Annotated in this window: 26 protein-coding genes; 12 read left to right on the forward strand and 14 right to left on the reverse strand. The window is 66.6% G+C overall.

The window, feature by feature from the left end:
* The first annotated feature begins 730 nt into the window (after nt 1-730).
* Both RAN53_RS04185 and RAN53_RS04190 read left to right on the forward strand, forming a co-directional pair.
* Complete coding sequence (locus tag RAN53_RS04185) at nt 731-1,009, forward strand: hypothetical protein (RefSeq protein ID WP_305795558.1); 279 nt, start codon at nt 731-733, stop codon at nt 1,007-1,009.
* Between the two features lie 118 nt (nt 1,010-1,127).
* Entirely contained in the window at nt 1,128-1,595 is a 468-nt protein-coding gene (locus tag RAN53_RS04190) for a hypothetical protein (RefSeq protein WP_305795559.1), read from the forward strand.
* A 263-nt stretch (nt 1,596-1,858) separates the two neighbouring features.
* On the opposite strand, the gene RAN53_RS04195 is transcribed toward RAN53_RS04190, so the two are convergent.
* The gene (locus RAN53_RS04195; RefSeq protein ID WP_305795560.1) at nt 1,859-2,236 is read right to left on the reverse strand and encodes a GreA/GreB family elongation factor; all 378 of its coding nucleotides are present in this window, start codon (nt 2,234-2,236) and stop codon (nt 1,859-1,861) included.
* A gap of 299 nt (nt 2,237-2,535) precedes the next feature.
* Nucleotides 2,536-2,808 carry a hypothetical protein gene (locus RAN53_RS04200; protein WP_161431354.1) on the reverse strand — a complete coding sequence of 91 codons (273 nt, stop codon included), beginning with the start codon at nt 2,806-2,808 and terminating at the stop codon, nt 2,536-2,538.
* A 541-nt stretch (nt 2,809-3,349) separates the two neighbouring features.
* Here RAN53_RS04200 and RAN53_RS04205 point away from each other — a divergent pair.
* The 3 genes from RAN53_RS04205 (at nt 3,350) to RAN53_RS04215 (ending at nt 4,409) form a co-directional block, all read left to right on the forward strand.
* Nucleotides 3,350-3,628 (forward strand): hypothetical protein, encoded by a 279-nt coding sequence (locus tag RAN53_RS04205; protein ID WP_305795561.1) that lies wholly within the window; start codon nt 3,350-3,352, stop codon nt 3,626-3,628.
* Between the two features lie 119 nt (nt 3,629-3,747).
* Nucleotides 3,748-3,990 (forward strand): FitA-like ribbon-helix-helix domain-containing protein, encoded by a 243-nt coding sequence (locus RAN53_RS04210; RefSeq protein WP_305795562.1) that lies wholly within the window; start codon nt 3,748-3,750, stop codon nt 3,988-3,990.
* A complete protein-coding gene (locus tag RAN53_RS04215; protein ID WP_305795563.1) occupies nt 3,987-4,409 on the forward strand; it encodes a type II toxin-antitoxin system VapC family toxin in 423 nt (140 codons plus the stop codon). The genes RAN53_RS04210 and RAN53_RS04215 overlap by 4 nt, the downstream gene beginning before the upstream one ends.
* Before the next feature lie 37 nt (nt 4,410-4,446).
* Here the strand turns inward: RAN53_RS04215 and RAN53_RS04220 are convergent, their stop codons facing one another.
* A complete protein-coding gene (locus RAN53_RS04220) occupies nt 4,447-5,259 on the reverse strand; it encodes a ribonuclease H family protein (RefSeq protein ID WP_305795564.1) in 813 nt (270 codons plus the stop codon).
* Nucleotides 5,260-5,458: 199 nt separating this feature from the next.
* Here RAN53_RS04220 and RAN53_RS04225 point away from each other — a divergent pair, with 199 nt between their 5' ends.
* Nucleotides 5,459-6,631, forward strand: a complete 1,173-nt coding sequence (locus tag RAN53_RS04225) for a hypothetical protein (RefSeq protein ID WP_305795565.1) — start codon at nt 5,459-5,461, stop codon at nt 6,629-6,631.
* 45 nt (nt 6,632-6,676) lie between these two features.
* Here RAN53_RS04225 and chrA read toward each other — a convergent pair whose 3' ends face one another.
* The 5 genes from chrA to RAN53_RS04250 form a co-directional block, all read right to left on the reverse strand.
* Nucleotides 6,677-7,876: a chromate efflux transporter gene (chrA, locus tag RAN53_RS04230; RefSeq protein WP_305795566.1), complete on the reverse strand. Its 1,200-nt coding sequence runs from the start codon at nt 7,874-7,876 to the stop codon at nt 6,677-6,679.
* 94 nt (nt 7,877-7,970) lie between these two features.
* Nucleotides 7,971-8,294: an AzlD family protein gene (locus RAN53_RS04235; RefSeq protein ID WP_305795567.1), complete on the reverse strand. Its 324-nt coding sequence runs from the start codon at nt 8,292-8,294 to the stop codon at nt 7,971-7,973.
* Complete coding sequence (locus tag RAN53_RS04240; protein ID WP_305795568.1) at nt 8,291-8,998, reverse strand: AzlC family ABC transporter permease; 708 nt, start codon at nt 8,996-8,998, stop codon at nt 8,291-8,293. Before RAN53_RS04240 ends, RAN53_RS04235 begins: the two co-directional genes overlap by 4 nt.
* 11 nt (nt 8,999-9,009) lie before the next feature.
* Nucleotides 9,010-9,249 carry a hypothetical protein gene (locus RAN53_RS04245; RefSeq protein WP_305795569.1) on the reverse strand — a complete coding sequence of 80 codons (240 nt, stop codon included), beginning with the start codon at nt 9,247-9,249 and terminating at the stop codon, nt 9,010-9,012.
* Nucleotides 9,250-9,515: 266 nt separating this feature from the next.
* Nucleotides 9,516-10,487: a GlxA family transcriptional regulator gene (locus RAN53_RS04250; protein WP_305795570.1), complete on the reverse strand. Its 972-nt coding sequence runs from the start codon at nt 10,485-10,487 to the stop codon at nt 9,516-9,518.
* A gap of 77 nt (nt 10,488-10,564) precedes the next feature.
* On the opposite strand from RAN53_RS04250, the gene RAN53_RS04255 reads away from it, so the two are divergent.
* Entirely contained in the window at nt 10,565-11,125 is a 561-nt protein-coding gene (locus RAN53_RS04255; protein ID WP_305795571.1) for a cysteine hydrolase family protein, read from the forward strand.
* Nucleotides 11,126-11,195: 70 nt separating this feature from the next.
* Entirely contained in the window at nt 11,196-11,879 is a 684-nt protein-coding gene (locus RAN53_RS04260) for a cupin domain-containing protein (protein ID WP_305795572.1), read from the forward strand.
* Here the strand turns inward: RAN53_RS04260 and RAN53_RS04265 are convergent.
* On the reverse strand, nt 11,839-12,762 hold the full coding sequence (locus tag RAN53_RS04265) for a LysR family transcriptional regulator (protein WP_305795573.1): 924 nt from the start codon (nt 12,760-12,762) through the stop codon (nt 11,839-11,841). The genes RAN53_RS04260 and RAN53_RS04265 overlap by 41 nt on opposite strands.
* Nucleotides 12,763-12,919: 157 nt before the next feature.
* On the opposite strand from RAN53_RS04265, the gene RAN53_RS04270 reads away from it, so the two are divergent.
* From RAN53_RS04270 to RAN53_RS04285, 4 genes are all read left to right on the forward strand, one after another.
* Nucleotides 12,920-13,132, forward strand: a complete 213-nt coding sequence (locus tag RAN53_RS04270) for a hypothetical protein (protein WP_305795574.1) — start codon at nt 12,920-12,922, stop codon at nt 13,130-13,132.
* Entirely contained in the window at nt 13,125-14,585 is a 1,461-nt protein-coding gene (locus RAN53_RS04275; protein ID WP_305795576.1) for a sodium:solute symporter family protein, read from the forward strand. Before RAN53_RS04270 ends, RAN53_RS04275 begins: the two co-directional genes overlap by 8 nt.
* Before the next feature lie 17 nt (nt 14,586-14,602).
* On the forward strand, nt 14,603-15,922 hold the full coding sequence (locus tag RAN53_RS04280; protein ID WP_305795577.1) for an amidohydrolase: 1,320 nt from the start codon (nt 14,603-14,605) through the stop codon (nt 15,920-15,922).
* A gap of 108 nt (nt 15,923-16,030) precedes the next feature.
* Complete coding sequence (locus RAN53_RS04285) at nt 16,031-17,335, forward strand: OprD family outer membrane porin (RefSeq protein WP_305795578.1); 1,305 nt, start codon at nt 16,031-16,033, stop codon at nt 17,333-17,335.
* A 96-nt stretch (nt 17,336-17,431) separates the two neighbouring features.
* On the opposite strand, the gene RAN53_RS04290 is transcribed toward RAN53_RS04285, so the two are convergent.
* From RAN53_RS04290 to RAN53_RS04310, 5 genes are all read right to left on the reverse strand, one after another.
* Nucleotides 17,432-18,811 (reverse strand): L-serine ammonia-lyase, encoded by a 1,380-nt coding sequence (locus tag RAN53_RS04290; RefSeq protein WP_305795579.1) that lies wholly within the window; start codon nt 18,809-18,811, stop codon nt 17,432-17,434.
* Between the two features lie 37 nt (nt 18,812-18,848).
* Complete coding sequence (sstT, locus tag RAN53_RS04295; RefSeq protein WP_305795580.1) at nt 18,849-20,087, reverse strand: serine/threonine transporter SstT; 1,239 nt, start codon at nt 20,085-20,087, stop codon at nt 18,849-18,851.
* A gap of 229 nt (nt 20,088-20,316) precedes the next feature.
* Nucleotides 20,317-21,432 carry a glycine cleavage system aminomethyltransferase GcvT gene (gene gcvT / locus RAN53_RS04300; RefSeq protein ID WP_305795581.1) on the reverse strand — a complete coding sequence of 372 codons (1,116 nt, stop codon included), beginning with the start codon at nt 21,430-21,432 and terminating at the stop codon, nt 20,317-20,319.
* A 150-nt stretch (nt 21,433-21,582) separates the two neighbouring features.
* Nucleotides 21,583-21,897, reverse strand: coding sequence for a monooxygenase (locus RAN53_RS04305; protein ID WP_305795582.1), 315 nt, complete (start codon nt 21,895-21,897; stop codon nt 21,583-21,585).
* 58 nt (nt 21,898-21,955) lie between these two features.
* Nucleotides 21,956-22,198: a hypothetical protein gene (locus RAN53_RS04310; protein WP_305795583.1), complete on the reverse strand. Its 243-nt coding sequence runs from the start codon at nt 22,196-22,198 to the stop codon at nt 21,956-21,958.
* Nucleotides 22,199-22,308: the final 110 nt, after the last annotated feature.

Raw genomic sequence — 22,308 nt, forward strand, 5'->3', positions numbered from 1 at the left:
GAAAAGCCCATGTGATATGCCCAGCCTCTTTCCGAAGAATGCATCCGACGCCCTCAGCAACCACAAGAAGTTCATACTGCTGGATGACGAGTAAACGGGTAGGAAGTTCGAGCTGTTGATACTAAAGTTTCTGGCGGGCTGGGAGGTACGCTCACAGCAGTATTGATGCCGCACTACAGCGGCAAGATAGTTTGGAGCCTGTTATGGACAGTTTCGAGGAGCGGGGGCAGGGCATCAGAGAATTGGCCAGGGGGCTGTTTCTCGATTACATGCGTTCACGGCCCGAATGCCAGCCAGGGCAAGAGGGCATCAGGTTGGCACGGATATTCCGAGAGTGTGGGCTTGGCTGGGGTGATCAACGAAAAGCACCAGAGTCCCAACAGCAGTACTGGGGTGTTGGCATCATACGTACTCTCGAATCCGAGGGTTTGGTCGAGAGAATCGGCGAGAGTGGCCCTTGGCGCCTGTGTTGAGGGTGGAGAGTCTGCAGGCCGCCATTAGCGACCCGACCCCCATGGCCGCGACGTCCTTGGCAGAGTAGAATTGCTATTAGCAAGCTATCTATCTTCCGCGCGATCCATCCCATGGGATGCGGCACTCCGGCTGACGCACCGCGACTACAAGAATCCCGCTTGCCTCCCCTGACACAGCGCGACGGCCTGCGATGCCGCTGGTGTGGTTCCACCGTGCCGCAGGTCCGGCACATGCCCTGTCAGAGGAGACCTTCCCCATGCCTCGCCCCACGCGCCCCGATCCCGGCACCGCCATGCACGCTCTGATTCGTGAGATCCGTACCCGCGTTCCCTTCGCCACGCCCGGGTCGAGCCTGTGTCGTGGGCCCTGCCGGGGCTGCTCGAAGAAGCTGCTGGAGTTCCTCGATACGGAAATCGAGGAGTGGGAGGGCCGCCTGGAGGAGGGCGAGGTGCCGCGCTTCGGTGACCTCAAACGCCTGGAGAAGCTGGCCACCAAGGTGATGGCGGCGCTGCGCCGCAACGGCCTGGTCGTCTGAGCCTCTCTGACCAAGGCGCCCGGGCTCGAGGCGCGGGAGGCGCTTCTGGGGCAAGTGGCGTGTCACTCTTCTATGGTGAGGGGAGAGGCGCGTGCCTCTTCAGCGGGGAGGGGGAACGATGATCGGCACCCGACGAGTGAGCGTCATCCATCCGTGGCGAGCGCTGGGCCTGGCCACGATCGCGGCGCTGGCGCTCGGCGTCGCCGGCGAGGCGTCGGCCCAGGGCCTCACCGGCGTCTACTGCGCGCGCGGTGGCGACGATGCCCTGGTCGTGGAGGAGCACGGCCAGTCGCTCAGCTTCATGCTGAGCTCCTGGCAGGGTGGCATGCACCACTGCGGCACCGGTCGCCTGACGGCGACGGCACAGGGAGGGGGCTTTGCGGTGACCGATGGCGCCTGCACGCTGCGGCTGCGGGAAGACGGTCTCGATATCCTCCTGGAGGCGGCGCCCTTCGAGGCCTGCAAGCAGCAGTATTGTGGGGCGAGGGCGGCCCTCGATACCCTGCGTTTGCCGCTGTCGAGCCGTCGGCCCCTGCCGATGCCGTTCGACCAGATCTCGATGATGGAGACACCCGTCTGCCGGTAGCGTCTGGTCTGCAAGCAGAAAGGAAGATGGCCGCCAGGGGCGGCCATCTTGATGGGTTATTGGTGAAGGTTATCCATCGTTTTCACGACCTTTCTTCTGTTTCTTCTCCTTGCGCTTTTCCTTGAGCGTCTTCTGGGGAGCCTTCTTGGCCTTTTCCTTGCTCATAGGGTCACTCCTCCTGGTCAGGTCCCGGCAAAATGCCGCCTTTGCCGGCAAGCTTTCTAGGCTGGGTCATCCAGCATGTGCGGCAATCAAAGTACGTATCAGCGATGCACGTCGAGGACGCGGAGCTTGCGCTCCATGCCGAGAATCCGGACGCCTACCACCTCCTGCTCGGCGGATGAGAGCAGGGCGGCTCCCAATGGGGAGAGGATGGAGACCAGCCCCGCGGAAGGGTTGGCTTCGGTGGGTTGGGTGAGGGTGATGACCTGGCGCTTTCCCGAGGAGAGATCGAGGTATCTGATCGTGCAGTTGATAGCGGCTTGCGTCAGGCCGCTGCCGGCCGCCAGGTTCTCCACGCGGCTGATGACGCTGGCATAGTCGACGGGTCGTCCACGGAAGAAGAAGGGGTGGCGCATTCCCTTGGTAAACAGGTAGTCAAGGTACCCTGATTTTTTCAGGATAAAATGTCTGCGAGCCAATTTGATGCCTCACAATAAATAATGGCGGTGCTGGGGAGTTTTCCTGCTTTTATAGGGCAGGTTTACATGACCATACCCTAGGAAAAATAAAAAGCAACTCGGCGGTGATAAGGGTGGTTTTCTCCACTTTATTTCGTTTTATATGTGCCGAGTTAATTGATCGGTTTTTGGGGGCGCGGTTATTGGGGACGTACCCCAATAACCTACATCCAACGGCAGGGGGAAATTGGGGAAATTGGGGAAATTGGGGAAATTGGGGACGTACCCCAATAACCCGAGGAGCATGCCATTGTCCCGGATCAGCGCCGCCGGTATCGGGTACCGTTCCCCGGCACGCGCCCCGGTACCGGCTCGCGGCGCTCTTGTGGCCTGGTGTCGAAGACGGCCATGGCCTCGTCCAGGCTGGTGGCCACCGCATCCCACGGCAGCGGCGAACCGGCGAGGTGGCAGTGGTAGAGGGCGTCGTCGTCGATCTCGACACGATGTATGTCGTTGCCCTGATCGTCCTGCCACCAGTCGGCATGGATATGCTGCCAATGGGAGGTGAGCGGGGCGCCAAAGGAGATGTTCATGATAGCTGTCCCTTGTTGGACACGAGGCGCGACCTGAGACAAGACGGCTTCGCGAAAGGGGGCAATCGCCAGACCCGATTCATCCTTGGTCCCTGACAACTGCTTGAAACTCCAGGGGCCGCTCTCGATGATGCTTCGCCGGTCACGATGGTGAATACCCTTCCCGCACCGTCGGCATGGTCCCCTTATGATCAAGCTAGTAGAAAAACGCTGTTTGTAAACATCGGTAACATTTTTTTTCTTCAATCATCACGCCGGAGGGAGAGCAGCCTCGACGGCCCCAGGGTCACGGGCGGCTGGGCTAAGTGGACGCGATGAATGCCATCTGGCCGCGACGAGACCAGAAGAGTAGAATTGTTATTAGCAAGCTATCGATCATGCCGTGCAATCCTCCCATCAGAGGCGGCGGCTCGGCTGACGCCCTCCCATAACAAGGTTCAGCTTGCCTCCCCTGACACAGCGCTATTGGCCTGCGATGCCACCGGTGCGGTTCCACCGCGTTCGCAGGCCCGGACATGCCTTGTCAGAGGAGCTCTTCCCCATGCCTTGCCCCACGCGGCCCGACCTCGGCACCGCCATGCATCGCCTGATCCGTGAGATGCGAACCCGTGTTCCCTTCGCCACGCCCGAGGCGAGCCTCTGCCGAGGGCCCTGCCGCGGTTGCTCGAAGAAGCTGCTGGAGTTCCTGGATACCGAGCTCGAGGAGTGGGAGGACCGCCTGGAGGAGGGTGAGGTGCCGCGCTTCGGCGACCTCAAACGCCTGGAGAAGCTGGCCACCAAGGTGATGGCGGCGTTGCGCAGGAACGGCCTGATCGTCTGAGCTTGTGCTCCGGTGCACCTGGAGAATGGGGAACCTGACCCACCCTCGCCATGGCGTAATGAACTTCTGGCCTGGTTTGCTATCATTGATAGCATTGATGATGATTCAGGAGAATCGGCATGGCCAGCATCACGATTCGTAACCTGGATGATGCGCTGAAGGCCGAGCTCCGGCTGTCGGCGGCGCGCCATGGGCACTCCATGGAAGAAGAGGTGCGCTTGATCCTGCGCCGCGCGCTGGCGACAACACCTCGGCAGGGATTAGGTAGCCGAATCCGGCAGCGCTTTGCCGAAGAGGGCGGGGTTGAGCTGGAAGTACCGAGCCGCCAGCAGCGCCCACGGGCGGCGGAGTTCGAAGAGTGATCGTACTGGACACCAATGTGCTCTCCGAGCTGATGCGTCCTTCTCCCGAGCCGCGCGTGGTCGCTTGGCTGGACGCTCAAGAGGCTTCGTTTGTGTCCATCACGGCGATTACCGTTGCCGAGATCCTCCACGGCATCCAGCGCTTGCCGGAAGGGCATCGCAGGCGCGCCTTGGCGTCGGCTGCTGCCGCCATGTTCGAGGAGGACTTTGCCGGCCGTATTCTTCCCTTCGATGCCGAGGCGGCGGTTTGCTATGCCGAGTGCGTCACCGTGAGCGAACGAGTGGGCAGGGCGGTGCAGATGCCGGATGCCCAGATCGGGGCGATCTGCCTCTGCCATCAGGCGGTGCTTGCCACTCGCAATACCAAGGACTTCGAGTCCCTTGGTGTCCAGCTGATCGACCCTTGGCAACAGGCGTAATCCGGGGCGTACTCCGACTCCCTCGACTCTCCCGGCGTCAGCCTCTTTTCAGCCGGAGAATATCCGCGACGCTCTCGTCGACCGGGTAGCGAACGAAATCGCGCTCCTGCCGGTCGGCGCCATACATGGCCATGCGGTCGGCCAGTTCGTTGCCCTCGACCCCGGCATGCCCCTTGACATGGGCGATGGTCACCTGCGATTTCAGGCTTTCGTAGAGCGTGTAGGTGGGCTGGATGATCTCGGGGTTCTTGATCGCCTGGCCGTCGGCCTTCTTCCAGCCGCGCTTCTTCCAGCCGCCGGCCCACTTGGTGATGGCATTGATGGTGTAGGTGGAGTCGCAGTGGATGCGCACCGAGGCGCCGCGGGCGATCTCCTGCTGGGCGACAAGCAGGGCCTGTCGCAGGGCATTCAGCTCCGCCGTGTTGTTGGTGCCCGCGGGGTTGTAGAGACCATACCAGAGCTCAGCGAGCTTGCCGTCACGATAGATCGCCATGCCGGAGCCGGCATCCCCGGGGTTGGGCTCACAGGCGCCGTCGCAGTAGATCTCCGTGTCGTAGCGCTTGCCCCCGGCGGCGGGGGTGCCACCCGGTGAGGCGGGCGCCTTGCGCCGGGCGGGCTTCTTCGCAGGCGTTACGCCCCCGTTGCCCGAGGACTCACTCGGCCTGGCGGGGGCGGCACGGCCCGGGCCTTTCGAGAACGCCGCTTCGGCCTCTTCGCGGGAGGGGAAGGATTTGAAGCGTGCCTTGGGGTAGCCTTTTACCTGGCGGCTGCACTCCTCCCAGGAGGTGAAGATGCCGGTCTGTCGGCCGACCCAGACGACATAGAACTTGGGGCCTTTGCTGGCTGCCATGTGCTGCTCCTTGGTGATGGGGGTGGCTATCGATCGCCCGCTGCCGCAGACGCGAGTCCGACCGTGGCCTGCCTACCTGCTGTTCCGCTTGCGTCGACGTCGAAAATTCGGCCCGGGAGAGTGAGGCGACTGCTAGATCCAGTCAATTATAATAGAAGCTATAATTATCCATCCATAGCTTTAATCGGGTATAAACGCCATGGGGTTACAGAAGTTTCTCTACCATCGGCAGGCCCTGGCCGAGTCGATCGCTCAGGGGCTGACCGGGGAAGGGCTGATCGACTACAGCTCGGGGCTCTTCCTGGCGGCACCGCGGCGGACGGGCAAAAGCACCTTCCTCAAGCAGGATCTGATGCCGCTCTGCGAGCAGCGTGGCTGGGAGGCGGTGTATGTGGATCTGTGGACCAATCGCCAGGAGGATCCCGGGCACCTGATCGAGCGCACCGTCATGCGGGCCCTGAAGCGTCATGAGCCTCGGCTGAAGCAACTGCTGAAGGCGGCGGGTGTGCAGCGTATCTCGCTGGAGCGCACGCTGCACTGGGATCTGGATCGCGAGAGCCTGCCGGAAGGCGCCTCCCTGGCGGAGGCGCTTGAAGCGCTGCAGGCCGCCTCGGGGCGCATGGTGGTGATGATCGTGGATGAGGCCCAGCATGCCCTGAACACCGCTGCCGGCATCAACGCGATGTTCGCGCTGAAGGCGGCCCGGGATGCCCTCAACCTGGGGGGCGACTCGCCGGGGTTGCGCCTGATCCTCACCGGCTCGAGCCGGGACAAGCTGGCGATGCTGGTATTGAGCCGAGACCAGCCGTTCTTCGGCTCCAGCGTGACCTCCTTCCCGCTGCTCGGGGAAGACTTTATCGAGGCCTACACCGCGGATCTCAACACCAAGCTGGCGCCCGGCAACACCTTCGCCGCGAAGGATGTGTACGAGGCGTTCCGGCGGGTCGGCCATCGTCCCGAGTTGCTGGGTGAGGTGGTGAGGCGCGTGGCCCTGGAGCTGGGTCAGGCACCCGACCTGGGGAAGTTGCTGGCGCAGGGGGCGGTGGACGTGCAGCACGGTCTCTGGGCGGAATACGAGTCGGCCTACGTGGTGTTGTCGCCGCTGCAGCGTGCGATCCTGCGTGTGCTGGCCGAGGCCGCGGCGGCAGGTGAGCGGCTGGCGATGTTTTCCGATACCACGGTGGCGCGTATCAATGCCGCGGAGCAGGCCGAGGGCGGGAAGGGTCGGGTGCGCCCCCAGTCGATCCAGGCGGGGCTCGATGCGCTGCGCGACAAGTCGCTGGTCTGGCGGTCCGGCCGGGGGGCCTACTCCCTCGAGGACAGCGGGCTCGGCGAGTGGCTGCTGGAGCACGGGAAGCACCGCGCGGAGTAACCGGCACTCCCCGCGCCCCACCCCATGCTCGGCGTGGCCCTTGCCTCACACCGAGATCAGCACCCCGCCGCCCGCCAGCACGGCCACCACCGCCCAGGCGGGCAGCTTCCACACGCTAAGCAGCAAAAAGCCGGTGAGCGCCAGGGCGAACTCCCGGGGGCCGAGGATGGCGCTGGTCCACACCGGCTGGTAGAGGGCCGCACCCAGGATGCCCACCACGGCGGCGTTGGCGCCGCGCATCAGCGACTGGGCGCTGTCCCAGCGACGAAAGCGGTTCCAGTGGGGCAGCACCGCCACCAGCAGCAGCATTCCCGGCAGGAAGATCATCGCCAGAGCCAGGGCGGCGACCGCGAGGCCGCCACCCAGGGGGGCCATCACCGTTCCCAGGTAGGCGGAGAAGGTGAAGAGTGGCCCGGGGATCGCCTGGGCGGCACCGTAGCCGGCCAGGAAGTCGTCGGCGCTGACCCAGCCGGATTGCACCACCTCGGCCTCGAGCAGTGGCAGCACCACGTGGCCGCCGCCGAACACCAGGGCGCCGGCACGGTAGAAGGCGTCCATCACCTCAAGCGTCAGCGAGGGCGTGGCCCAGGCCAGCAGCGGCAGGCCCACCAGCAGCGCGATGAAGGCCGCCCCCGCCAGATGGCCGGCGCGGCGGGAAACCGGCAGCGTCAGGGGATGCGCCTCGGCCTCGGCGTGGGCGCGGCAGAGCGCCATGCCGGCCAGGGCACCGATGACGATGGCGGCCACCTGGCCCAGGGCGCCGCCGACCAGCACCACGGTGAACACCGCGACCAGGGCGATGCCCGCACGCTGCCGGTCGGGGCAGAGGGTGCGGGCCATGCCCCACACCGCATGGGCGACGATGGCCACGGCGGTGACCTTGAGGCCATGGATCAGGCCCTGGCCGAGGGGCCCCTCGAACGCGGCGGCGCCCAGCGCGAAGAGCGAAAGCAGGATCGCCGAGGGGAGGGTGAAGGCCGTCCACGCCGCCAGCGCGCCCCAGGGGCCGCCGCGCATCAGCCCCAGGGCGAAGCCCACCTGGCTGCTGGCGGGGCCGGGCAGGAACTGGCACAGCGCCACCAGGTCGGCGTAGGCCGGCTCGGTCAGCCAGCGGCGGCGCTCCACGAACTCGCTGCGGTAGTAGCCGAGATGGGCGATGGGGCCGCCGAAGGAGGTCAGGCCGAGCAGCAGGAAGGCGCGGAAGACCTCGCGAATACGGCCCGAGGAGGACTGGTGGTCGCTCATGAGTTGCTCCTTCAACCGGGTGGCAAGCCTGCCAGGGTGCGGGTGAGGCGTGACGATAGCGTGACGGCACTCCGGGTGCGAAGGGGGCCGCGGGCTATCCCACTGCGGGGAGTAGCTGCCGGCACAGCGCCGCCACCAGGATGCCGCCGGCGATGGCCGGCAGCGGCTTCTTGAGCGTCAGCATGATCACGGCGGTGGTGAGCAGCGCCAGGCGGGCGCCGGTGTCGCCGGTCACCGCCAGGGGGGCGAGCAGTGCCACCAGCACCGAACCGGACATGGCGTGGATGAACTGCCGCACCCGGTAGCCGATGGGCACGAAGGACATCACGAACACGCCGCCCCAGCGGGTCGCCAGGGTCACCAGCGCCATGGCCAGGATGACGAAGAGCGCGCCCAGGCCGCCCGTCTCGAGGCTCATTCGCGCTTCCCCCAGGCCAGGCCGACCAGGCCGCCGGCGATGGCGCCCACCACCACGTGGCTGTTCTCCGGCAGGTAATAGAAGGCCAGCAGCGAGGCGCCGGCGGCCACAGACCAGATCAGCAGCATGCGCAGGTTCTTCTCGCCGCCCACCACCATGGCGAGCAGGAAGCAGCCCATCACCATGTCGAGCCCCAGGCTCGCGGGGTCGCGCACCGCGCCGCCGATGTTCAGGCCCAGCCAGGTGCCCAGCACCCAGAAGCCCCACAGCGCAATACCCCCGCCCAGCAGCAGTCCCAGTCCCGGTCGGCCACTGCCGAAGGCCTGCATGGCCATGGCCCAGTTGGCGTCGGACGCGACCAGCATGATGGCGTAGCGCCGGGCCGGCGAGAGCGGTTCGAGCCAGGGGTAGAGGGTGGCGCCCATCAGCAGGTGGCGTGCATTGATGGCAAACACCGTTACCAGCAGGGTGAAGAAGGGCACCTGTGGCCCCCACAACTCCAGGGCGGCGAACTGCGAGGCGCCGGCGAAGACCAGGGTGCTCATCAGCACGATCTCCAGATCGCCGAGCCTGGCCTGGGTCGCCGCCAGGCCGAAGGCGACGCCGAAGACGATGACGAACAGCGAGAGCGGCAGCAGCGCCTTGAATCCGTCCCACACCAGTGCCCGGTCCAGGCGGTGGGGGCTCGCGTCCCTGCGTGTCATGCCGTGCTCCTCTACGCCCGTTCGTGCGGGCCTGCCGTTGTTGTGATGGGATCAGTTCGCCATGCCCGGCGGGGGGAATCAAGTCGGCCGGGCCGCGGGTGGACGACGCGCCGAGCGCGGTCGGCGAGGATGGCGTCGTCGCGCAGCTCCGGGCGCACGATGTCGTCCTCGCCCAGGTCCAGCGTGGCGAGGCGGGCGAGCGTGGTGGAACCTTGGCGTTGGTCGCTGGTGGTCTGGGCGAGATGGCTCATGTCGGTCTCCTTTTCCCCTGTCTGGAGGTCGTGGTTCGGCAAGCGCCGACCCAGGGGAGTGGAGCCGTGCGCCGCTTTAGCTGCATTTCTATCCCGCCCGCAAGTTGGTGCTTAAATCGGCGGTGGCCCGAGGGCCAGATACACAGAACCCGCTTTGCAGATGCTAAAGCGGGCTCTCGGCGTCGCTTTAGCGGAATTTGTAGAGCGCCCGCAAGCTGGGAGTCAAATCGGCGCTGGTTTCACGGTACGGCGCCGCCGGGACGATGTCAAACGCCTTCGGGCCGGGTGGCGAAGCGGGCGCGATGCTGGCCCGGCGTCAGGCCGGTGTGCTTGAGGAACATCTTGCGAAAGGCGCTGGTGTCCTCGTAGCCCACCGCCAGGGCGACCTGCTCCACAGTGTCTCGGCGGTTCTCGAGCAGTTCCCGGGCGCGCTGCAGCCGCAGCTGCTGCAAGTACTCAACGGGGCCAAACCCGGTGGCCTGGCGGAAGCGACGCATCAGAGTGCGTTCGCCCAGGCCGGCGATGGCGGCCATCTCGGCGATGGGGTGACGCTCGGTGAAGCGTGCCTGCAGGTGGTGTTGCAGGCGCAGGATCGCGCGGTCGCCATGGTCCATCGAGGGCCTGAAGCTGCGGTAGTAGCGCTGCTGGCGCTCGCCGGTATCGATCACCAGGAAGCGCCCCAGGGCCTGCACCACCGAGGGTGGCACATGACGTGCGACCAGGTGCAGGCCGAGGTCCACCCAGGCCATCACGCCGCCCGCGGTCACCAGGTCCGACTCCGTGATCAGCAGGGCATCGGTATCCAGGGTGAGGTGGGGGTAGTGGGTGCGAAATTTCTCTTCGAGCTGCCAGTGGGTGGTGACCCGCCGGCCCTCGAGCAGCCCGGCCTGGGCGAGCAGGAATGCGCCGGCACAGGCGGAGCAGATCACCGCGCCGGCGGCGTGCCAGGCACGCAGGGCCTGGCAGAGTTCCGGCTGCGGCTGGAGGTAGGCATCACCCTCCAGGATGGGCGGCACGATAACGATGGCAGGCTGCACCACCTCAGATTCCGACGCGGGCAGCTCCGGGAGCACCTCCACCGTGAAGTGCACCTCGGGGGCTGCCTGCATCTCCCGGAGCAGGCGGTTGGCACTGCCGAACATGTCCTGCAGGCCATAGGCCGCCGAGCGAGCGCTGCCGGGCAGTGGCAGGATTACGATCCGGACCTGGCGGGGTGCGATGTCACTTCTTGCCTGCATTATGTCACTCCTGCCACCCGACCGGGCGGGCGATGCCTGTCATGATGCAGGCTCCATCCTCCAAGGAGAACTCCCCGATGAGCGATACCGCCCTGATGATCGTCGACCTGCAGAACGACTACTTCCCCGACGGCAAGTGGCCGCTGGTGGGCATCGAACCGGCTGCCGAGCAGGCTGCCGCCGTGCTCGGGCACTTCCGCGAACACTCGCTGCCGGTCGTGCATATCCGCCACGAGTTTCCCTCCGCCGAGGCGCCCTTCTTCGCGCCGGGCAGCGAGGGGGCGCGCATTCACACCACCATGGCGCCGCGGGAATCGGGCAACGAGTCGGTGGTCCTCAAGCACAGCGTCAACGCCTTCCTCGGTACCGACCTGCACGAGCACCTGCAGGCGCAGGGCATCGAGAAGCTGGTGGTGGTGGGCGCCATGAGCCACATGTGCATCGACGCCGCCACCCGTGCCGCCTCGGATCTCGGCTACCAGGTCACGGTGCTGCAGGATGCCTGCGCCACCCACGACCAGACGTTCAACGGCGAGACGGTGCCGGCGGCCCAGGTGCATGCGTCCTTCATGGCCGGGCTGGCCTTCGCCTACGCCGAGGTCACCGACACCGCCGAGTGGGTCAAGCAGCACTCATAGCCTTGCCTGGGGAGCGTAATCCAGCATCATGGGGGATAATTCTTTCAACTTCCGCTTTCCAGGAGTGATGATGCGCATCAATGCGGATTTCACCCGGCGTGCCGCCGTCACGCCGGAGCAGTACGAGTGGGTGGCCTCGCCCCAGGGCGGCGTCGAGCGGGTGATGCTCGACCGGGTGGGGGCCGAGAAGGCCCGCGCCACCAGCCTGGTGCGCTACGCTCAAGGCTCCCACTTCCCGCCTCACGAGCATCCCGGCGGCGAGGAGATCCTGGTGCTCTCCGGCACCTTCTCCGACGAGAGCGGTGACTTCCCGGCCGGCTGGTATGTGCGCAACCCGCCGGGCTCCGCGCATCGACCCTCCAGCGAGCCGGGCGCCACCCTCTTCGTCAAGCTGTGGCAGATGCCGCCGGAGGACGACCGGCAGGTACGTGTCGACACCAACGACCCCGCCGCCTGGCATCGCCAGGGGGAGGGGCGCGAGACCTGCCCGCTGTTCGAATCCGCCGCCGAGCGGGTCTGCCTGGAGCGCCTGGCGGCGGGGCAGGCGTTGCCGCTCGACGCGACCCGGGGCGTAGAGCTGCTGGTGCTGGCCGGCGAACTCGACCTCGACGGCGAGGCCCCGGGCCATACCCTTGGAGAGGGGAGCTGGCTGCGCCTACCCGCCGGCGACACGCCGACCCTCGTCGCCGGGGCGGCCGGCGTCACCTGCTACCTCAAGCGGGATCACCTGGCCGAGATCCGCGCGCCGGCGTGAAGCTCGCCTCCGCCAGCGCCACCAGGTTGTGCAGTGCCGGGGAGTCGTTGCCGCTGCGCCAGGCCAGCCACAGCGGCATGTCGCTGTGTGTCAGTTCTTCCAGTTGCAGGAAACGGATGCCGGGCATGGGGTGGCTGGCGCTGGCGGCGGGCACGATGGCGATGCCCAGGCCCGCCGCCACCATGCTGAGGATGGCGATGTTGTCGGCGCCGAACTGTACCACCCGGGGGTGAAAGTCGAGGCGCTGGAAGTGCGCCATCACGCGGTCGTAGTAGACCGGCGAGACACTGCGGAAGCCCCAGATGAAGTCGGCCTGCTCGAGCTCCTTGAGCTGCCGCGGCGGTGAGCTCGCCCAGTGAGAGTCGGCGGGCACCGCCAGCATCAGGTAATCGCCCTGCAGTCGGCGTGTCTCCAGGCCCTGCTGCTCGGCGCTGTCGAGATACAGGATGCCGGCGTCCAGGGTACCCTCGCGCAGCCGGTCGAGCTGCGGACCCGAGAGCAGCGGGAAGACCTCGAAGCCGACCTCTGGATAGCGATCGCGATAGCATCGCAACAACGCGGCCACCTCCGGCACCCACAGGTGGGTCACGGTGACCCCCAGGCCGAGCTTGCCGGTCAGGCCGCTGCCCAGCGCGGTGAGACGTGTCTTGATCCGGGTGCGGCGGTCGAGCAGCATCACGGCCTCTTCATACAGCGCCTTGCCGGCCACCGTCAGTCGCACTCCGCGGGCATGGCGCTCCAGTAGATTGACCTCCAGGCTCTCCTCCAATAGTCGTATCTGACGGGTCAGCGCCGGCTGGGCGACGTGTACCCGACGGCTGGCGGCGGAGATGGAGCCGGTCTCGGCGACGGCCACGAAGTAGCTGAGCTGGCGGAATTCCATGGGTTCTGACCTGAAAAGGGAGCATGCAGGCGACTCTACCCATGCCGGAAAGGCATGTCAGCTATTCAAAAGCGATATTTTTTCTATCACAGACGGCGTTCCATAGTGAGAGCACAACCCATAACAAGTCTCGCCCCGTGCGAGCCGGAACGACCCAATGACCAAGACCTACCACCTGCTGACGGGGCTGCACTTCGCGCTGTGCACCCTGGCCATGATCTGGCCCGGCGCCCTGATCGCCAACCGTATCGAGCCCACCGTGTTCGGGCTGCCCTTCCTGTTCTTCTGGTACACCCTGTGGATGCTGCTGCTCTTCATCGGCATGTGGGTAGCCTTCTCGGTCCGTCACGGGGGTGGCCGCCATGAGTGATACCATCATCGTCATCGGCATCACCCTGACCTACCTGCTGGTGGTGTTGGCCGTGGGCCTGCGCGCTCGGGGCCAGGCGAGTTCGAACCTCGAGGGCTATGTGGCCGGTGGCCGCCACGTGGGCGTGGTGATCCTGTTCTTTATCCTCGGCGCCGAGATCTTCTCCGCCTTCGCCTTCCTGGGCACGCCGGGCTGGTCCTACCAGCACGGTGCGCCAGCGTTCTATATTCTCGCCTATCTCTCGCTGGTGCCGATCACCATCTGGGCGCTGGGCCCGCGGGTGGCCAAGCTGGGCCGCGAGCGAGGCTACCTCACCCAGGGTGACATGATCGCCGACCACTACCGCAGCAAGCCCCTGGGCATGCTGGCCGGGGTGATCGGCGTGGTGGCGCTGGTGCCCTACCTGACCATCCAGATCGCCGGTGCCGGCCTGCTGTTCCAGGCCGCCACCGATGGGGCGGTGCCGTTCTGGCTGGGCGGCCTGCTGGCCTTCCTGGTGGTGGCGGCCTATGTCTTCGCCAGCGGCCTGAGCGGCATCGGCTGGACCAATCTGGTGCAGGGCGTGATGATGATCGCCATCGCCTGGTTCCTGGGCCTGGCCATCCCCGAGCGGCTCTACGGCGGGGTGGGGGAGATGTTTACCCAGCTCCAGCAGCAGGCGCCGGAGTACCTGACCATGCCCGGTGCCACCGGCATGGGCTGGGGCTACTTCAGCACCGCGGTGCTGGTCAGCGCCTTCGGTGGCGCCATGTGGCCGCACCTGTTCATGAAGTTCTACTCTGCCGACAGCGGCAAGACCCTGCGCAAGGTGAGCGTCTTCTATCCGCTCTACGCCTACCTGCTGGTGCCGCTGCTGTTCATCGGCTTCGCCGGCATCCTGGCCTTCGCCGAGGCGCCCCTGGAGCGTTCCGACACCGTGCTGCTGAAGATGGTGATGGATGTCGCCAACTTCTCGCCCTGGGTGATCGGCCTGATGCTCTCCGGTGCCCTGGCGGCGGCCATGTCCACCGGCGCCAACCTGGCCCACACCGCCGCCGTGGTGCTGGTGCGCGACGTGATGGGCCCCACCGTGATGAAGAACGCCAGCGACGAGGCCGCGGTGAGTGCCACTCGCTGGAGCGTGCTGGGGCTGTCGCTGCTGGCCTACTTGGTCGCGCTGCTCAACCCGGGCTCGCTGGTGATGATCCTGCTGACCGCCTACGGCCTGATCGTGCAGCTGTTCCCGATGGTGATCGGGGCGCTGTTCATGCCCCAGCTGCGGCGTGCCAGCGTGATGGCCGGCGCGCTGGTCGGTAGCCTCGCCTATGTGCTGATGGACTTCGTATGGAGCTCGCCGTTTGGCTGGCACGCCGGGGTCTGGGCGATCCTGTTGAACATTCTGGTTGTGGCGGCCTGGCAGCGCTTCGGGCGTGCCGACAGCGACGCGTCACTGACCCGCCCGGCAAGCCGCTGAACGGCAAGGAGCTCCGCATGACGACTCACACCGATAGCTCCACGATCGATGACACCGGCAATGATCTCAAGGGCGCCATCGGCGCCCAGATGGAGGCCGCCTTCGATGACGTGCAGGCGCTCTATCGCCGGCTGCACCAGTATCCCGAGCTGCCGTTCCAGGAGCATGAGACCAGCGCTCGCCTCGCCGAGGCGCTGGAGACGCTGGGCTATGCGGTGACCCGCGGCGTGGGTGGCACTGGCGTGGTGGCCGTGCTGAAGAACGGCGATGGCCCCACGGTCATGCTGCGTGGCGATATGGATGCGCTGCCGATCAAGGAGGACACCGGCCTGGACTACGCCAGCACGCGGACGGCCGAGACCGAGGGCGGCACGGTGCCGCTGATGCACGCCTGCGGCCATGACCTGCACAGCAGCTGCGTGGTCGGTGCCGCCGCGGTGATGGCGGGGCTCAAGGAGCGCTGGTCCGGCACCCTGATGCTGATCTGCCAGCCCGCCGAGGAGATCTTCGGCGGCGCCCGGGCGATGCTCGATGACGGCCTCTACGACCGCTTCGGCCGCCCCGATGTGATCCTCGGCCAGCACAACATGCCGGCGCTGGCCGGCAGCGTCGGGCATCGTGCCGGCGGCACCATGGCCGCCTGCACCAACCTGGCGGTGACCATCCACGGCGCCGGCGGCCACGGCTCGATGCCGGCCCAGACGGTGGACCCGGTGGTGATCGCCGCCCATGTGGTGACCCGGCTGCAGACCATCGTCTCCCGGGAGGTGCCGCCGGAGGAGACCGTGGTGGTCACGGTGGGCAAGCTCGCCGCCGGTACCCAGGCCAATATCATTCCCCACTCGGCGGAGCTCGAGATCAATATCCGCAGCTTCGACAACGCCCTGCACCGCCAGGTGGTGGCCTCCATCGAGCGCATCATCCGCGCCGAGTGCGAGGCGGGCCGCTCGCCCAAGCCCCCGGCGTTCCGGGTGCTCAACGAGACCATCGCCCTGCACAACCACCCGGCGAGCGTGGAGCGGGTGCGCCGGGCCCATGCCGCCCAGTTCGGCGAGGAAAGCCTCTACGCCATGCCGCGCCTGAACGGCAGCGAGGACTTTCCCTTCTTCGGCAATGCCGAGGCGGGCGGCTTCGGCGGCGAGGATATTCCCTACGTCTACTGGTTCATCGGCGCCACCCCGGCCGAGCGCTGGGCCGAGACCCCGGGGGAGGGCGTGGCACAGAAGATGCGCCACCTGGAGATGCCCCACTCGCCCTACTACTTCCCGGGCAATGCGCTGACCATGCGCACCGGTATCGAGGCCATGGCGGCCGGGGCACTCGCCTACCTGGCCTGACCTCTCACGATCCTTGCTTGATCAACGCCGCCCTGCTCACACGCAGGGCCGGCCACCCGCGTGCCCAAGAAACAAAATCCACAACCAACATACGCAAAAGAGATCACCATGACCCGACCCACCCTGGCAGGCGCCGCCCTGCTGCTGTCCCTCTCCCCGTCACTCGTTTTCGCCGCCGGCTTCACCGAAGATGGCCAGACCCAGCTGCAGTACCGCCAGTACTACTGGAACGAAGACCCGGGAACCGGTGTGGGGCCGACCCGTGACGAGTGGGTGCATGCCCTGCGGCTCGACTACACCTCCGGCTTCTATCGCGACATCATTGGTTTCGACCTGGGGGTGGGGGTCGCGGATGCCTTGAACGTGGGCAGCGAGGCCAACAACGTCAGCAACCTTTCCACCGACGACGATCTCCAGGATCCGGATGCCATCGCCAAGCCGACCACGGCCTACCTGAAGCTGCGCTTCGGCGACGAGGGCAATCGGCTGCGCCTGGGCTGGGGCAAGAAGGTACGCGACTATCGCCTCTACGCCGACAACACCTCGCGCATCCTGCCCGCTGCCTCGGTCGGCTTCGATGCGGCCTACGACTTCCGCGACCTGTCGCTCTATGCGGCACGCATCGAGCGCTTCAGTCCCCGCGACGAATCCGGCTGGGGCGATGACCTGCGCACCTTCGATGGCCAGGCCATCGACAGCGTCGACCTGGCCGGGCTGAGCTATACATTGCCGGGCGAACTGAAGGCCGAGGCCGAGTACCTGTCGGCGAAGGATTACCTCGACGAGGCGTTTGTGCGCCTAAGCCGGGACTTTGCCGTCACGCAGGATGCGACCCTGGCGGTGGGCCTGGCCCATACCCGGCAGAGCGATGGGGGTAACCTGTTCGAGGAGCAGGGGGTGCCCGGTGTCTACTCGGCAGATGCCGAACATGACTCGCGCTCCAACGAGCTGTCGCTGACCTGGCGTCAAGCCCCCGGCTATGTGGGCGTGGCTTACTCCAAGGTGCTGGGCGATAACTTCGACCGCGTGCTGTTCGACCGGGATTACGGCACCTGGGACAGTGCCGCCGACAACTTCTACCGCTTCGGCCTGGGAGGCGAGGCGATGTGGAAGGTCAGCGCCGGCCTGGACCTGAGCACGCTGGGCGTCGAGGGACTGCGCTGGGATGGTTACTACGCTCACTCCGATGAGGCAGACGGCTACACCGGGTTCTCGCGCAGCGAGCTGCTGAGCTTTCTGCAGTACCGCTTTCAGGGCCCCCTGGACGGGCTGTCACTGGCCTGGCTGCACGTCAACTTCGAGACCGAGGGCGAGCCCCGCCCGGGCAGCAATAAGCAGTTGAATCTGAGCCCGGCCGGCTTCATCACGCATGATGTCGATCGGCTCTATGTGACGTACACCTACAGCTTCTAGCCCGCCGGGCACTCGCCCCGGCTGCTACTACTCCATCACAATGAAAGGGCGGACACTTGGCAAGTGTCCGCCCTTCGCTGGCCTTGGCTTACCGACTCAACACTCGATGGCGTTCACGGCCAGCCCGCCCGTCGAGGTCTCCTTGTACTTCGCCTGCATGTCGGCGCCGGTGTCGCGCATGGTGCGGATCACCTTGTCCAGCGAGATGAAGTGCTCGCCGTCGCCGCGCAGCGCCATCTGGGTGGCGTTGATCGCCTTCACCGAGGCGATGGCGTTGCGCTCGATGCAGGGCACCTGGACGAGGCCGCCCACCGGGTCGCAGGTCAGCCCCAGGTTGTGCTCCAGGCCGATCTCGGCGGCGTTCTCCACCTGGTCGATGGTGCCGCCCATCACCTCGGTGAGGCCGGCGGCGGCCATGGCGCAGGCGGAGCCCACCTCGCCCTGGCAGCCCACCTCGGCGCCGGAGATGGAGGCGTTCTTCTTGCACAGGATGCCCACGGCGCCGGCGGTGAGCAGGAAGTTCACCACGTCGCGCTCGCCGGCCCCGGTCTGGAACTGCATGTAGTACTGCAGTACCGCCGGGATGATGCCCGCGGCGCCGTTGGTGGGCGCGGTGACCATGCGCCCGCCGGCGGCGTTCTCCTCGTTGACCGCCAGGGCATAGAGATTGACCCAGTCCATGGCCGACATGGTGGAGGCGATCAGCGAATGATCGTCCTTGCTGGCCAGCATGTGCCGGTAGAGAGTCTTGGCACGGCGCTTGACGTTGAGTCCGCCGGGCAGGATGCCCTCGGCCTCCATGCCCTTCTTGACGCAGGCCTGCATGGCGCGCCAGATGCCGGCGAGGCCCTCGCGGATCTCGTCCTCGCTGCGCCACGCCTTCTCGTTCTCCAGCATCAGCTCGCTGATGCGCAGGTCGTGGGCGCGACACAGCCGCAGCAGTTCCTCGGCGCTGTTGAAGTCATAGGGCAGCTGGGTGGTGTCCGCATCCAGCGAGCCGGCGGCGGCCTGGGCCTCGTCGATGACGAAGCCGCCGCCCACCGAGTAGTAGGTGTTGCGGTGAAGCTCCTCGCTATGGCCGTGGGCGATCAGGCGCATGGCGTTGGGGTGGTGGGGCAGGCTTTCCTCGAGCAGCTGCATGTCGCGGGCCCAGATGAAGGGCACGCTGTGACGGCCATCCAGACGCAGCGCCTGGGCCTCCTGCAGCTCCTCGATGGAGGGGGCGATGATGTCCGGATCGATGCGATCCGGACGCTCGCCCATCAGCCCCATGATCACGGCGTGGTCGGTGCCGTGGCCGATGCCGGTGGCGGAGAGCGAACCGTAGAGCTGCACCTCGACCCGCGCCACACGGGTCAGCAGGTCACGCTCCTTGAGCTCGCCGACGAAGTCGTAGGCGGCCCGCATCGGGCCCACGGTGTGGGAGCTGGAGGGCCCCACGCCGATCTTGAACAGGTCGAAGACGCTGATGGACATGGTCGTGAACCTCTTTTGTTGTCGTGGCGACTCGGTGTTACTGCGTCACGGTTCGCGCCTGCCGCCCCTCGGCGGCGCGGCAGGCGGCCGCGGTAAACAGCACGTCGGTGGAGGAGTTGAGCGCCGTCTCGGTGGAGTCCTGGACCACGCTGATCACGAAGCCGATCGCTACCACCTGCATGGCCACGTCGGTGGAGATGCCGAACAGGCTGGCGGCCATGGGGATCAGCAGCAGCGAGCCGCCGGCCACACCCGAGACGCCGCAGGCGGCAAGCGCCGAGACCACGCACAGCAGCAGCGCGGTGGGGAAGTCCACCGCGATGCCCAGGGTGTTGGCGGCGGCCAGGGTGATCACCGAGATGGTGATCGCCGCGCCGGCCATGTTGACGGTGGCGCCCAGCGGGATGGAGATAGCATAGGTATCGGGATCCAGGTCGAGCTTCTCGCACAGCGCCATGTTGACCGGGATATTGGCCGCCGAGCTGCGCGTGAAGAAGGCGGTGATGGCGCTGCCGCGCAGGCAGGTGAAGACCAGCGGGTAGGGGTTACGGCGGGTCTGCCAGAAGACGATCAGCGGGTTGGTGACCAGCGCCACGAACAGCATGCAGCCGACGATCACGCCGAGCAGCTGGCCATACTCGAGCAGCGCCCCCAGGCCGGCCTGGGCCAGGGTATTGGCGACCAGGCCGAAGATGCCCAGCGGGGCGAAGCGGATGACCACGCGAACGATGCCGGAGATCGCCTCGGAGAGGTCGTTGAGCGCGCCGCGGGTGGCCTCGCCGGCGTGGCGCAGCATCATGCCGAGGCCGATGGCCCAGGCCAGGATGGCGATGAAGTTGGCCTCCATCAGCGCGGTGACCGGGTTGGCCACGGCATTGAGCAGCAGGTTGCGCAGGATCTCGATGATGCCGCCCGGCGGGTTGCCACTGACCTCGGGCATGTCCAGCGTCAGGGTGGTAGGCAGGGCGAAGCTGGCCACCACCGCGACCAGTGCCGCCACCAGGGTGCCGATCACGTAGAGGATCAGCACGCCGCGGATATGGGTGGGTTGCCCCTTGCGGTGGCCGGCGATGGCCGCCGCTACCAGCACGAATACCAGGATCGGCGCCACGGCCTTGAGGGCCGAGACGAACAGCTCGCCGAGCAGCGAGAACGAGGCGGCGAGGTCGGGAGACACCACGGCGAGCAGGATGCCGCAGGCAATGCCGATGGCGATCTGGGTGATCAGGCCCAGGCGCAGCAGCGGGCTGAAGAGGGATTTTAGCGTAGAAGTCATCGAGGATCTCTCGGTGGTTGGGTGCTTGCAGGATTGTTGTGTTGTCGGGCCGGATCAGGCGGCCCTGGCCTTGCAGACCCGCCCCGGCGAGGTAGCGCCAGGGTGGGCTTCGGTCTTGCGTCGCCGCGGGAGGAATTGACCCGCGGCGGTGACTTCACCAGCCGCGGCAACCCGCGTCAGTCAGCGGCCCGCGGCAATCAGTTGCCGTGCCGATCATTTCCCACGCTGTTCATTTCCCACGGTAGTAGCCAGGGGCGACGAAGGGGGTCTTGCTGACGGTCATCGGCAGGTGCTTGCCGCGCACCTCGGCGTAGACGGTGGTACCCACTTCGGCGTGCTCGAGGGTCACATAGCCCATGGCCACCGGCTTGCCCACGCTGGGGCCGAAACCGCCGGAGGTCACCGCACCGATGGTGTTGCCCTCGGCGTCGAGCAGCGGGGCACCCTCGCGTACCGGAGCGCGCCCCTCGCCGAGCAGGCCGACCCGCTTGCGGGTATGGTCCTTGGCCTCGACCTGGTGGAGGATCGCCTCGGCACCCGGGAAGCCGCCGGGGCGCTCGCCACCATTGCGGCGAGGCTTGCCGATGGCCCAGATCAGTCCGGCCTCCACCGGCAGGGTGGTGGTATCGATATCGTGCCCGTAGAGGCACAGGCCGGCCTCCAGGCGCAGGGAGTCACGGGCACCCAGGCCGATCGCCTCGACCTCCGGCTCCGCCAGCAGGCGGCGTGCCAGGGCCTCGGTCTGCTCGGCGGCCACCGAGATCTCGAAGCCATCCTCGCCGGTGTAGCCGCTGCGGCTGACCCACACCGGAATGCCGTCGATCTCGAAGTGGCCATGCTGCATGAAGACCATCTCGGTGGCTTCCGGGCACAGCCGCTTCATCATCTCGGCGGTCTGCGGGCCCTGGATGGCGATCAGGCCACGATCCAGCTCCTCGATCTCGTGCCCGGCGGGCAGGTTGGCGCGCAGGTGGGCGATGTCCTGGTCCCGGCAGGCGGCGTTGACCACCAGATAGAGGTGGTCGCCGGCGTTGACCACCATCAGGTCATCGAGGATGCCACCCGCCTCATTGGTGAAGATGGCGTAGCGCTGCATGCCCTCGGCTAGGCCGACGATATCCGCGGGCACCAGGGTCTCCAGCGCCTCGGCCGGGGAGGGGCCGCGCAGCAGCAGCTGCCCCATGTGCGAGACGTCGAACAGCCCGCTGGCCGTGCGCGTGTGCTCATGCTCCTTCTTCACGCCCAGCGGGTATTGCACCGGCATCTCGTAGCCGGCGAAGGGCACCAGCTTGGCGCCGAGTTCGGCGTGCAGGTCATGCAGAGGGGTTTGCTTCAGCTCGCTCATGGGGGCCTCCGGGATCAGGGAAAACGAAGCGGCATGTCTCAAGCATAGCGACATCTTTCGACATGATGCCTTGAGTGAACGAAGTTTCCAATAGGAAACAGGTGGCCGCTACTCATCCATTGGTCCCGGGGAATGGCGGTCCTGTTTTTCCTATTGGAAACCGGGCAGCGGGCCGCCGTTGATCGCCGAGAGTGCCTCGTTGGCCTCGAGGATCTGGGCCTCGATGCCGGCCACGCCCATGCCTTCCAGGCGAGCGGTGTGCATCCGCCGGTAGGCCTCGGCATCCTCGCGGGTGGCGAAGAGGTAGACGCCGCCGGCGCGTCCGGCCTGCTCGTCCTCGGTCCAGATCTTCCACAGCAGGCCGGGTTCGTCATTGATGGAGCGGGCCAGCGGCGTCATGGCCTCGACCATGGCCTCGCCGAAGGGGCCATCGAAGGGGAAGTGCACCTGGAGAATAACGGCCATGGGGCCTCCTGTCGGTCGGGTAAGGGGTAAGGGGTAAGGGGGCACATCAGGGCGAGTCTCAGGCGAAGTCGGGGTCGTCGGTGCGGAAGATCGACTCCTCCTCGCCGGGCAGGGTGACCGAGAATTCGCCGCCGCCCAGGTAGCTGACCGGGTGTCCCTCGCGGGTGCGCAGGGCGGGACCGCCGCTGACCGGGCCGGCATGGGTCAGTTCGCCGAGCTCCCTGACGCTGACCTGGATATCGATCATCACCTCGCGGCCCTGGTCGTCGAAGGCCATGATGGTGCGTTCGTGTTCGCTCATGGGGTTGGCTCCGGCTGGTAGGGTGGCCGTCAGTATCGGCATTTTCGGGCCGCGAGGCGAGTGGCCGAACGACGCGGGGCCTGCGCAAAGGCAGGCCCCGTTGGTGTCGA

It is taken from the genome of Halomonas sp. SSL-5, assembly GCF_030708455.1.
In the GTDB taxonomy this organism is placed as follows: domain Bacteria; phylum Pseudomonadota; class Gammaproteobacteria; order Pseudomonadales; family Halomonadaceae; genus Halomonas.

What these genes read in the sequence shown, in the direction of transcription:
- RAN53_RS04185 (WP_305795558.1), top strand. Translation starts at nt 731, where the DNA reads ATGCCTCGCCCCACGCGCCCCGATCCCGGCACCGCCATGCACGCTCTG.
- RAN53_RS04190 (WP_305795559.1), top strand. Translation starts at nt 1,128, where the DNA reads ATGATCGGCACCCGACGAGTGAGCGTCATCCATCCGTGGCGAGCGCTG.
- RAN53_RS04200 (WP_161431354.1), bottom strand. Translation starts at nt 2,808, where the DNA reads ATGAACATCTCCTTTGGCGCCCCGCTCACCTCCCATTGGCAGCATATC.
- RAN53_RS04205 (WP_305795561.1), top strand. Translation starts at nt 3,350, where the DNA reads ATGCCTTGCCCCACGCGGCCCGACCTCGGCACCGCCATGCATCGCCTG.
- RAN53_RS04210 (WP_305795562.1), top strand. Translation starts at nt 3,748, where the DNA reads ATGGCCAGCATCACGATTCGTAACCTGGATGATGCGCTGAAGGCCGAG.
- RAN53_RS04220 (WP_305795564.1), bottom strand. Translation starts at nt 5,259, where the DNA reads ATGGCAGCCAGCAAAGGCCCCAAGTTCTATGTCGTCTGGGTCGGCCGA.
- RAN53_RS04225 (WP_305795565.1), top strand. Translation starts at nt 5,459, where the DNA reads ATGGGGTTACAGAAGTTTCTCTACCATCGGCAGGCCCTGGCCGAGTCG.
- chrA (WP_305795566.1), bottom strand. Translation starts at nt 7,876, where the DNA reads ATGAGCGACCACCAGTCCTCCTCGGGCCGTATTCGCGAGGTCTTCCGC.
- RAN53_RS04235 (WP_305795567.1), bottom strand. Translation starts at nt 8,294, where the DNA reads ATGAGCCTCGAGACGGGCGGCCTGGGCGCGCTCTTCGTCATCCTGGCC.
- RAN53_RS04240 (WP_305795568.1), bottom strand. Translation starts at nt 8,998, where the DNA reads ATGACACGCAGGGACGCGAGCCCCCACCGCCTGGACCGGGCACTGGTG.
- RAN53_RS04245 (WP_305795569.1), bottom strand. Translation starts at nt 9,249, where the DNA reads ATGAGCCATCTCGCCCAGACCACCAGCGACCAACGCCAAGGTTCCACC.
- RAN53_RS04250 (WP_305795570.1), bottom strand. Translation starts at nt 10,487, where the DNA reads ATGCAGGCAAGAAGTGACATCGCACCCCGCCAGGTCCGGATCGTAATC.
- RAN53_RS04255 (WP_305795571.1), top strand. Translation starts at nt 10,565, where the DNA reads ATGAGCGATACCGCCCTGATGATCGTCGACCTGCAGAACGACTACTTC.
- RAN53_RS04260 (WP_305795572.1), top strand. Translation starts at nt 11,196, where the DNA reads ATGCGCATCAATGCGGATTTCACCCGGCGTGCCGCCGTCACGCCGGAG.
- RAN53_RS04265 (WP_305795573.1), bottom strand. Translation starts at nt 12,762, where the DNA reads ATGGAATTCCGCCAGCTCAGCTACTTCGTGGCCGTCGCCGAGACCGGC.
- RAN53_RS04270 (WP_305795574.1), top strand. Translation starts at nt 12,920, where the DNA reads ATGACCAAGACCTACCACCTGCTGACGGGGCTGCACTTCGCGCTGTGC.
- RAN53_RS04275 (WP_305795576.1), top strand. Translation starts at nt 13,125, where the DNA reads ATGAGTGATACCATCATCGTCATCGGCATCACCCTGACCTACCTGCTG.
- RAN53_RS04280 (WP_305795577.1), top strand. Translation starts at nt 14,603, where the DNA reads ATGACGACTCACACCGATAGCTCCACGATCGATGACACCGGCAATGAT.
- RAN53_RS04285 (WP_305795578.1), top strand. Translation starts at nt 16,031, where the DNA reads ATGACCCGACCCACCCTGGCAGGCGCCGCCCTGCTGCTGTCCCTCTCC.
- RAN53_RS04290 (WP_305795579.1), bottom strand. Translation starts at nt 18,811, where the DNA reads ATGTCCATCAGCGTCTTCGACCTGTTCAAGATCGGCGTGGGGCCCTCC.
- sstT (WP_305795580.1), bottom strand. Translation starts at nt 20,087, where the DNA reads ATGACTTCTACGCTAAAATCCCTCTTCAGCCCGCTGCTGCGCCTGGGC.
- gcvT (WP_305795581.1), bottom strand. Translation starts at nt 21,432, where the DNA reads ATGAGCGAGCTGAAGCAAACCCCTCTGCATGACCTGCACGCCGAACTC.
- RAN53_RS04305 (WP_305795582.1), bottom strand. Translation starts at nt 21,897, where the DNA reads ATGGCCGTTATTCTCCAGGTGCACTTCCCCTTCGATGGCCCCTTCGGC.
- RAN53_RS04310 (WP_305795583.1), bottom strand. Translation starts at nt 22,198, where the DNA reads ATGAGCGAACACGAACGCACCATCATGGCCTTCGACGACCAGGGCCGC.